At 49.1% G+C, this 9,766-nt stretch carries 9 protein-coding genes; 7 read left to right on the forward strand and 2 right to left on the reverse strand.

Annotated features, from left to right (window positions below; translation table 11 throughout):
- Positions 1–77: 77 nt before the first annotated feature.
- The 5 genes from resA to IEX98_RS04005 are packed head-to-tail and all read left to right on the forward strand — an operon-like array spanning position 78 to position 5,760.
- Positions 78–608, forward strand: a complete 531-nt coding sequence (resA, locus tag IEX98_RS03985) for a thiol-disulfide oxidoreductase ResA (protein ID WP_042162612.1) — start codon at positions 78–80, stop codon at positions 606–608.
- An 11-nt stretch (positions 609–619) separates the two neighbouring features.
- A complete protein-coding gene (resB, locus tag IEX98_RS03990) occupies positions 620–2,284 on the forward strand; it encodes a cytochrome c biogenesis protein ResB (protein WP_188887601.1) in 1,665 nt (554 codons plus the stop codon).
- Entirely contained in the window at positions 2,281–3,540 is a 1,260-nt protein-coding gene (gene ccsA, locus IEX98_RS03995; RefSeq protein ID WP_188887602.1) for a cytochrome c biogenesis protein CcsA, read from the forward strand. Before resB ends, ccsA begins: the two co-directional genes overlap by 4 nt.
- 43 nt (positions 3,541–3,583) lie before the next feature.
- Entirely contained in the window at positions 3,584–4,300 is a 717-nt protein-coding gene (locus IEX98_RS04000; protein ID WP_188887603.1) for a response regulator transcription factor, read from the forward strand.
- Positions 4,300–5,760: an ATP-binding protein gene (locus tag IEX98_RS04005; RefSeq protein ID WP_188887604.1), complete on the forward strand. Its 1,461-nt coding sequence runs from the start codon at positions 4,300–4,302 to the stop codon at positions 5,758–5,760. Before IEX98_RS04000 ends, IEX98_RS04005 begins: the two co-directional genes overlap by 1 nt.
- A gap of 196 nt (positions 5,761–5,956) precedes the next feature.
- Here the strand turns inward: IEX98_RS04005 and serA are convergent, their stop codons facing one another.
- On the reverse strand, positions 5,957–7,549 hold the full coding sequence (serA, locus tag IEX98_RS04010) for a phosphoglycerate dehydrogenase (RefSeq protein WP_188887605.1): 1,593 nt from the start codon (positions 7,547–7,549) through the stop codon (positions 5,957–5,959).
- Positions 7,550–7,829: 280 nt separating this feature from the next.
- On the opposite strand from serA, the gene IEX98_RS04015 reads away from it, so the two are divergent.
- Complete coding sequence (locus IEX98_RS04015; RefSeq protein WP_188887606.1) at positions 7,830–8,156, forward strand: rhodanese-like domain-containing protein; 327 nt, start codon at positions 7,830–7,832, stop codon at positions 8,154–8,156.
- A 3-nt stretch (positions 8,157–8,159) separates the two neighbouring features.
- On the opposite strand, the gene IEX98_RS04020 is transcribed toward IEX98_RS04015, so the two are convergent.
- Positions 8,160–9,077 carry a hypothetical protein gene (locus tag IEX98_RS04020; RefSeq protein WP_188887607.1) on the reverse strand — a complete coding sequence of 306 codons (918 nt, stop codon included), beginning with the start codon at positions 9,075–9,077 and terminating at the stop codon, positions 8,160–8,162.
- 107 nt (positions 9,078–9,184) lie between these two features.
- On the opposite strand from IEX98_RS04020, the gene IEX98_RS04025 reads away from it, so the two are divergent.
- Positions 9,185–9,766, forward strand: a 582-nt coding sequence (locus IEX98_RS04025) for a CPBP family intramembrane glutamic endopeptidase (RefSeq protein ID WP_188887608.1), incomplete at its 3' end; no start/stop codon positions are given.

The following is a 9,766-nucleotide window of genomic DNA, read 5'->3' on the forward strand; positions in this document are numbered from 1 at the left end:
ACGGCAATTGCCGCCTGATTTTCGTTATAATGGAACTATTCAAAGCTGACAAAGAATGAAATGCAGGTGAAGGCAAGATGGGCAAGTACCGAAGACCCGTTCAAATCGTTATTTTGCTTGCCGTATTGATAGTCGGAGGTTATGCGATCGGCACGAGCCTGTTCGCGGCCAAAGAGGACGGCATCCCGAAGGTCGGCGGAACGCCGCCAGACTTTACGCTTGTCGATTTGCAGGGCAATACGCATCAATTGTCGGACTATAAAGGCAAAGCAGTTGTCATCAATTTCTGGGGCACATTTTGTCCGCCATGCGTAAAGGAGATGCCGGAGTTCGAACGGCAATTCGCCAAATGGAAGGACGAGGGTCTGGAAATATTAGCAATCAACTTGAGCGAGGATACGTTGACGGTTAACAATTTCGTCCGCCGGTTCGAGCTGAACTATCCCATCTTAAGAGATGTCAACAAGAAGACGGAACGCAGCTATGGACTAAGGTCGTATCCAACGACATTTTTCGTGAAGCCTGACGGAAAGATCATGGAGATCAAGGTAGGCGGCATGACGGAACAGGATATCGATGAGCGGGTTATCGAGCTGCTGAAGTATTAGGAGGTTTCACTGTGTTATCGCTACATAACACGAAATGCGAATGCGGGCATCAGAATGCCGTAGGCACGGTGCTTTGCGAAAGCTGCGGCAAGCCTCTGATTGAGAATGCCGAATCGGATACGCCTCTTGAAATGCGCTACGACGGGGTAGCCCGCCGTTCGCAGAAGAGCAATCCAAGCATCATCGACCGGGTATGGAACTTTTTCTCCTCGGTCAAAATCGCCGTCTATTTAATCGTATTGACGCTGCTGTCTGCAACGCTTGGTACGATTTATCCGCAAGAGGACTCGTTTCTGAACAATTTCGATGCAACCACCTACTACAAGGAACAATACGGCCTTCCCGGACAGATTTATTATACGCTGGGATTGTCCCATACTTACGAATCTTGGTGGTTCATTACGCTGCTCGTCATGATCGGCACCTCGCTGGTCATTTGCAGCCTCGACCGCGTTCTGCCGCTGTATCGAGCGCTTAGCAAGCAGCAGGTTCGCAAGCATCTGCGATTCATCAATCGTCAAAAGACGGTATATACCGCTCAAATTGACGGCAGTGCAGAAGAGTGGGTGCAAAGCTTTGGCAATCAGCTAAAGCGTAAGCGCTACCGGATTTTTTCCGACGGGACGGCGCTGCTGGCGGAGAAAAACCGTTTCAGCAGATGGGGACCTTACATTAACCACATCGGCCTAATCCTTTTCCTGTTGGCTATTCTGGCAAGGGGCATTCCGGGCTGGCAGATGGACAGTTATGTAACGATACCGGACGGTGACACCGTACATATCGACGGAACGAATTACTATGTAAAGAACGAGAAATTCACGGTGAACTATTATTCGGATGATGAATTGCCGGAAGAGCTGAAAGGTAAAGCCCGCGCTAAGCTTTATGAGACGAAAGCGGTGCTCTATACCTGTGTCAGCCAATGCAGTGACTCTTCGGTAAAACCTGAACTGGTTGAGGTTGACCGCCATGATATTATCGTCAACAGCCCGCTGAATTACAAAGGGTTGAAGCTCTATCAGTTCGACTACGACGTTACGCCCAAGCTGAAAGGGGTCAAGCCGGTTCTGATCAATAAAGCAACGGGGGAAACGTTTGGACCTTTTGAGCTGCCGATGAAGGACGCGCCGATTGATTATGATCTGGGTGCCTATCATTTGAAGCTGGTTGCCAATTATATGGAGTTCGCAGTAGGCGACGACGGCGAGCCGGTAACGCTCAGCCGCGAGCCAAACGCTCCAGCCTTCATCTTCTTGATTACTGGACCTGATCTGCCGGCGAAGGGACAACCTTACATGTACTTCCCGATGCAGAAGGACAAGGAAAAGTTCGGCCAGGATCAGTTGAACGCCTCAATTGCGGACAAGCTGGAAATCAAAGTACAGGGTATGGAAAATGTTGATTTTTCGGAGGCTTCCACCTATTTGAACGTCCGTATGGACAAGGCTCTGCCGTACGTATGGATTGGCGCGACGATTTCCATGATTGGATTGCTGATGGGCTCATACTGGCAGCACCGGCGCATTTGGCTTCGCATTGACGACGGCGAGCTGTCGCTCGGCGCGCATACGAATAAAAACTGGTACGGCATGCGCGCGGATCTCGCGGCTGCACTTCGCCAGCAAGGCATTACTGTAGATCCAAAGTCGCTTGATAACGGAGGGAATAACGCGTGAGTTTAATCGATTTCAGCAGCGACGCGTTTGTCGTTGCATTCTTCCTTTACTGCTTTGCATTTATGTTCTATGTTATTGCAATAGCAGGCAAAAAATGGAGCAACCGCGACCCTGAGAAGCATGAGAAAAAATGGGGGCTAATCGCCTTTGTTACTTCTTCGCTTGGTCTGGTCGGCCATTTGACCTTTTTCTTTACCCGTTGGATCGGCAGCAAGCAAATTCCAACGAGCAATATGTACGAATTCATTACTTTCCTAGGTATGGCTATCATGATCGCGTTTACGATCGTGTATGCGATTTACAAGAAACCGCTGCTCGGAATGTTCGCGCTGCCTCTGACCGTTATAGTCGTCGCTTACGCGGCGGTGTTCCCGCAAGAGGTACAACCGCTAATTCCGGCACTGGACGACATTTGGCTGAAAGTACACGTTACAACAGCTGCACTGGGTGAAGCCTTCTTCGCTGTCGGTTTTGCAGCGGGTCTTATGTATTTGCTTCGCGTTATCGATTTCAGCGATAAGTCGAAAAAAGGCAAGCGCGGACAGTTTTGGTTAGAGTTTTCCCTTTATACGATTATTATCGTAGTTGGTTTCGTCATTGCAGTGTTCGCTTTCAGAGGAATGGGCTATGAAGCGCATTTCGTACAAGAGAAGTCGACGATTGACAGCAAAGGCGTTGAATCCACCAAGCGGGAGACGGTTGACTATACGCTGCCTCCGATTGTGAAGCCTTACAACAGTCAGGCTGAATCGGTCGATTCTTTTTTAGGAATGGATCATGCGGTATTTGAAGCACCCTATTGGATGAACGGTGTTAATGCCGGACGCAAGCTCAATACGGTAATCTGGTCTGTCATTGCAGGTTCGATTCTTTACGGTCTGCTTCGACTGGCTTTCCGCAAGCCGCTTGCGGCTGTCATCCATCCGCTGATGGACGGCATTGATCCGGAGGATCTGGACGAAATCAGCTATCGCGCTATTGCAATAGGTTTCCCGATCTTTACTCTAGGTGCTCTGATCTTTGCGATGATATGGGCGGAGAAAGCTTGGGGCAGGTTCTGGGGCTGGGATCCGAAAGAGGTCTGGGCACTCATCTCCTGGCTGTATTACAGTGCTTATTTGCATTTCAGATTGTCGCGCGGCTGGCAGGGGAAACGTTCCTCATGGCTGGCGGTTATCGGCTTCGTCGTTATTTTGTTCACACTGATTGGCGTCAATTTAATTATTGCAGGCTTGCATTCCTATGCAGGCGTATAACACTTACAACTAACTTGAGAAGAATGGAAAGGAGCATTCCAATATGTCCGACTTTGCCAGCCGTATTTTGGTCGTCGATGATGAGGAACGGATTCGCCGCCTTTTGAAAATGTATTTGGAGAAAGAAGGCTATGTCATTGATGAAGCGGAGGATGGAGAAACAGCGCTGCGCCTTGCAACAGCAACGGATTACGCCCTCATCCTGCTTGACGTCATGCTTCCGGGCATTGACGGTGTGGAGGTGTGCTCCAGGTTGCGTCAAGTAAAAGCGACTCCAGTCATCATGCTTACCGCAAAAGGCGAGGAAATGAACCGGGTTCAAGGCTTTGAAGTAGGCGCTGACGATTACGTTGTGAAGCCTTTCAGTCCTAGAGAAGTGATCTACCGGGTGAAGGCGATTTTGCGCCGCTCTTCGGCTACCGCTTTCTTGACCAAGGAGATCAACTCCAGCAACAATATTGTATTTCCGCATCTCGTAATCGAGCATGACGCCCACCGGGTGACGGCTGGAGGCCAAGAAGTGAGCCTAACGCCTAAAGAGTATGAGCTGCTTCATTACTTGGCGGTATCTCCGGATAAAGTATTCTCCCGGGAAGAGCTGCTGAAGGATGTATGGAACTATGAGTTTTTCGGTGATCTTCGCACAGTGGACACCCATGTGAAAAGGCTTCGCGAGAAACTGAACAAAGTATCCGCGGATGCAGCCTCGATGATTACGACGGTATGGGGCGTCGGCTATAAACTTGAGGTTCCAAAGTAATGGCGTTTTTCCGAAAAGGCTGGCTAAGCAATTTGCTGCATAGCGTCGTGGGTAAGCTGTGGGGGACGATTATGCTGCTCGTCGCCCTCGTCCTCATCATTCTCGGCGTGTTCTTGCTGCAGTATATCGATATTGCGTTTGTGGAAGACCAGCGGAAAATTAAAGTCGTCTTTATCGTAGTCGGCATTATTGGCTTTCTATTGTCGACTTTCTTTGCTTTTTTTCTATCTACCAAAATCCAGCAGCCTCTCCTTCAACTGAAGAAGGCTGCTGATTCCATTTCGCAGGGCGATTACAGGACTCGCGTAAACATCGTCTCCTCCGATGAGATAGGGCAGCTTGCCAATACGTTTAATCATATGACTGGACAACTCGATAAACTGATTCATGACTTAAGCCATGAGAAAGAGCATCTGTCGAGCATATTGCGCTCGATGGGCGATGCAGTCATTACATTCGACGCAGAGGGGAAGGTCATACTGACCAATCCTCCCGGACAAATGCTGCTCGGCAGATGGTCCGATATCGAACGCTCCTGGCATGATGACATGGAAGACGGCGAATTTGCCGATGTGCCGGGACCATTGCGGGACACGTTCCAAACCGTGCTCCAAGAGGGGCGCGATGCGGCCGATAAGGTTCAAGTCCATAACAACGTATGGTCAGTGGCGATGGCGCCTTTGAAGACAGACGGCATTAGCCGAGGCGCAGTCGCCGTTATCCGCAACGTGACTGAAGAGCATAAACTCGAGAAGCTGCGGCGCGATTTCGTCGCCAACGTATCGCATGAGATCCGAACGCCGCTGTCCATGCTGCAAGGCTATAGCGAGGCGTTGCTGGACGATATCGTCGTTACACCAGAGGAGCGGAAGGAACTTGTTCAAGTTATCTATGACGAGTCACTCCGAATGGGCAGACTCGTCAACGATTTCCTTGATATGGCGAGAATGGAAGCCGGTCATGTTGAGCTCAATTTGCAACAGGTCGATTTGCGGCAAATTGTAAAAAGGGTTCACCGCAAATTCCAGGTGTACGCCAAGGAGAGGGACGTTTCCCTAATTGCGGGCTTACCGGAACAGCCGCTTGCTGTTATGGGCGCGGACGAGGACCGGATTGAGCAAGTGATGACCAATCTGCTGGACAACGCATTGCGGCATACGCCTCCCGGCAAGTCGATTACGATCTCGGGCGAGCAAGCGGACATTAACGGACTCGGTTATGTGCTGCTGAAGGTGAAGGATGAAGGGCAGGGTATTCCAAGCGAGGACGTGCCTTATATATTCGAGAGGTTCTATAAAGCCGATAAAGCCCGGAAACGGGGTTCATCGGGCGGTACGGGCTTGGGGCTGGCAATCGTTAAGAACATTATTACGCAGCATCACGGCCGTATTGAGGTCGACAGCATACTTGGAAAAGGTACGACCTTTACGCTGCTGCTGCCTGTCGAAATTAGACAATAGCTGTCATTGCGCTCCTTTCGAGGAGCGCTTTTTTGTTGAAACAACAGAAATAATCTTGTTGTTCGTGGAACAAACTTATTCAAGCGATGTGACAGAGTGTCGCAATTTATGAACAAAAAACATCCCTCGCACAGGTCAGCTTTATCAGCTTGACTCATGCGAGGGATGTCTCGTCATGCAATCTATTCAATCTCGATTAATTCAGCGTAATTTCTTTCGCCGAGTTCAGGTCGGACAAGGATACCAATTGCTCCAGAATCGCTTTGTCAGCGCCTTTATCGACAGTCAGAACCATGATAGCGGATCCGCCGGCAAGCTGACGGCCTACTTGCATCGTCGCGATGTTCACGTCATTCGTGCCCAGCAGCGTGCCGACGCGGCCGATGATGCCCGGTTTGTCGTTGTGCGAGATCAGAATCAGGTTGCCTTCCGGCGTAACGTCGACAGGGAACTTATCGATCTGTACGATGCGCGGACCGTAGCCAGTCAGCAAAGTGCCTGCTGCGTTGCGTTCTTCTTTTTTCGTGCGAAGCGATACGGACACGAGGTTCGTAAAGTCTTTCGCGGCATGCGATTTATTGATGACGATGTTCACGTCACGCTCTTTGGCCAAATGCAAGGAGTTGACGACGTTGACATTCTCAGCGCCAAGATGATGTGAAAGCACGCCTTTTACAATATAACGAGTCAGCGGCTGCGTATCAACCTCTGCAAGCTCACCGGAGTAGCCAACCGTAATTTCTTGAACAGGGCCGTCCGTAATTTGAGCGATGAAATTGCCCAGTTTCTCGCCTAACGCATAGTAAGGCTGAAGCTGGCTTGCAAGATTCGCTGGGATCGGAGGCATGTTGACAGCGTTGCTGAACGGCTCGTCACGCAGAATATGAAGCACTTGCTCCGATACGTCGATCGCTACATTTTCTTGAGCTTCAACTGTCGATGCGCCAAGATGCGGAGTCACGATGATTTTCGGATGCGACAGGAAAGGATGGTCAGCGGCCGGCGGTTCAACTTCGAACACGTCAAACGCAGCGCCAGCTACAATACCATTGTCAACCGCTTCTACAAGCGCGAGTTCGTCAATGATGCCGCCGCGTGCGCAGTTAACGATGCGCATACCTGGCTTCATAACTTCAAATTGTTTTTTGCCGATCATATGGCGAGTCTCAGCCGTTAGTGGCGTATGCACCGTCATAAAGTCAGCATTCCGTACGATTTCATCAACAGATGCAAGCTTGATGCCAAGCTTCTCTGCGCGTTCTTCTGTCATGAACGGGTCATAGCCCAATATTTCCATACCAAACGCTTTAGCGCGAAGCGCAACCTCGCTGCCGATACGTCCCATGCCCAGTACGCCGAGCACTTTGTTGCGGAGCTCTACGCCGAGGAAGGATTTACGATCCCAAACGCCGCTTACCGTTTTTGCATAAGCCTGCGGGATGTGGCGGGCAACGGCCATAATCATGGCGAAAGTATGCTCGCAAGTTGTAATCGTGTTGCCGTCAGGGGCATTAATAACGATGATGCCGTATTGCGTCGCTGCTCCCAAATCGATATTGTCGACGCCAACGCCAGCACGTCCAACAACTTTCAATTTTTTGCCGGCTTCCATGATTCGCGGAGTAACGCGCGTCTGGCTGCGAACGAGCAGAGCGTCATAGTCACCAATAATGGCGACAAGCTCGTCTTCGCTTAGTCCTGGTTTTTTGTCGACAGTGACATCCGCTGCTTCAACAAGCTGTTGAATGCCTAAATCGCTGATCGGATCGGATACAAGTACTTTAAACATATGCAGATTGCCTCCTAAACGTTTTGCATGAGCAAAAAATTCAAATTAAAATCATATGAAAGGCGAGAAAACAAAAAATCCCGTCTCTGCACGAAAGTGCGAGAGCCGGACGAAAAGGTTCGCCTTAAATAACCGTCATAGTTCGACTTAAATCGTTATGGACAACCTTTTCTATTTTATAGCAATAGGGCGTTCAATTGCAATGCTCAACTTGCTCAAAAATGAAATTTTCGTTATGATTCAACCATTATACCTCTAAGAGTTGAAAGGAAGTGACGAAATGAATGAATGGCAAGATATAAGCGCTGACGAGCTGTTGAAGCTTATGGATGAAGGCAAGCTGCAGCGGGAGCAAGTGATCGATGTGCGCGAGCTTCACGAATGGGAATATTATCATTTGGAATCGTCGCTTCTCATTCCGATGAACGGCATTCCGCATCGCCTTGGCGAGCTGGATGATGACAAACCGCTATATATCGTATGCGCACACGGTGTGCGCAGCACGGCCGTATGCCGCTACTTGCAAGAACAAGGCTACGGCAGTCTCCACAATGTTGAGGGAGGAATGGCTGCCATAGCCTTGCTTCAAGGATTTCAGTATGATTAAGCTTTATTCAGTCTCGGCATAAAAGAAAGGCAGCTGCGGAAGCGTTTCTTTCTCGTATTGCGCAGCTTTGCTCGCGGTAAAGTCGCCGCTGCGGACCGCCTTCGTATTGACCATCAGTTCTACGATTGCAGAGACGGAACGAACCTTCATCTCGGATTGTTGACCGGTTTGAATAAATTCGTCAACACGGCTGGTCAAATCCTGCGGATAAAATGCCGCCAGCTGTTTCCGTTTCTGAAGATGATCGGCCATCAGCTTGTTTTTTACGATTAACGGAAGCTTCTTCCATTGATTGATCTCCATAATGTTCGGAGAAGTGTAATCACCCGGGATGTCCGGATTAACCGTTGCACCCCATTTCAACATAGCAGCATAATAAGCCTGTTGGGCGTCGAGCATACTATTTACCGCGTTTTGGTAGGAAGCTTCTTTTTCAATAGCTTCGATAAGCGGTTTGTTCTTTAACGTTTTCGCATGGGCGGCCGCTTTGCCGGCAGCTTGCTCGAACTGCTCCAGACTGCGAATCATGCTGGCTTGCGCTTGTCCAAGCAACGGTGATTTTTGCATATCAAAGGAAGAGACTTCCTTGTTTTTACGATTTGCGAGCTCGCCAAGCCCTTTGAAAATAGCGACCGGTTCGGTCAACTGGCCTTGCTGCAATTTGTTGATGGATTTGATCCATTCCGTTTGAAATTCACGGTAAGGCGAAAATACGGTATGATAGAATGATACAAGGTCTTGCTGCTGATAAGGTACTGCACTTTCGCTCAACTGACTTTTCAATTGCTTCATCTCATACTTGGTTTCCGCTTTGTCCGTTCCAATCTTCAATCCGAAGAAGAAGGCGCCGGCAGCGAAAGCGACCATAAACACGAAGCCAACGCTGAAAAACATGGCGGTTCTCGTTAATCTTTTTTCCATCACAAATCTCCTTCTATGTAATAAATGGATGCTGTCGTTTGTGCCCTACCAGTATAGGCGAAATGCTCATAAAAGGAAATATGAACCTTCAAGACAGGCGGGAAGACATGAAAAAATTTGACATCCGTAAAATACGCGTGCGCAAGGTGAGCGTAGATGAGCTTGACGACCGTATGCTGCTCATCAATTTGTACATGACCCAGGCACTTACTCTTATTATCGGTTTGATCTGGGTATTATTTCAGCGTCAGAACATAATTCATTTATTTCATATCCCGCAAAACCTTCAATTTGTGTGGTGGGGCCTTGGTTTGGCAGGGGCTGTAGTTGCAGTTGACCTGTTAATCTCCAGATGGGTGCCTGAGGAAGCAGGGGATGATGGAGGCGTCAACGACCGGATCTTCCGTTTGCGACCTGTCTGGCATATCGCCGTAATATCTTTTATCGTCGCTGTATGTGAAGAACTGTTATTCCGGGGGGCCATTCAGCATTCAATAGGGGCCTATTGGACTAGTATTGTATTCGCAGTCATCCATATCCGGTACCTGAAGCACTGGATACCAACGGGACTTGTTTTTTCGATCAGCTATGGGTTAGGCTGGATTTATAATATGACGGATACTTTATGGGCGCCAATTATTGCGCATTTTATGATAGATTTCATAATGGGGCTCATTATTCGTTTCAGG

It is taken from the genome of Paenibacillus radicis (ex Gao et al. 2016), from assembly GCF_014641555.1.
Taxonomy (GTDB): Bacteria; Bacillota; Bacilli; order Paenibacillales; family Paenibacillaceae; genus Pristimantibacillus; species Pristimantibacillus radicis.

Excerpts from the sequence above, each read along its gene's own strand:
- resA (WP_042162612.1), top strand. The coding sequence starts at position 78 with ATGGGCAAGTACCGAAGACCCGTTCAAATCGTTATTTTGCTTGCCGTA.
- IEX98_RS04000 (WP_188887603.1), top strand. The coding sequence starts at position 3,584 with ATGTCCGACTTTGCCAGCCGTATTTTGGTCGTCGATGATGAGGAACGG.
- IEX98_RS04005 (WP_188887604.1), top strand. The coding sequence starts at position 4,300 with ATGGCGTTTTTCCGAAAAGGCTGGCTAAGCAATTTGCTGCATAGCGTC.
- serA (WP_188887605.1), bottom strand. The coding sequence starts at position 7,549 with ATGTTTAAAGTACTTGTATCCGATCCGATCAGCGATTTAGGCATTCAA.
- IEX98_RS04015 (WP_188887606.1), top strand. The coding sequence starts at position 7,830 with ATGAATGAATGGCAAGATATAAGCGCTGACGAGCTGTTGAAGCTTATG.
- IEX98_RS04020 (WP_188887607.1), bottom strand. The coding sequence starts at position 9,077 with ATGGAAAAAAGATTAACGAGAACCGCCATGTTTTTCAGCGTTGGCTTC.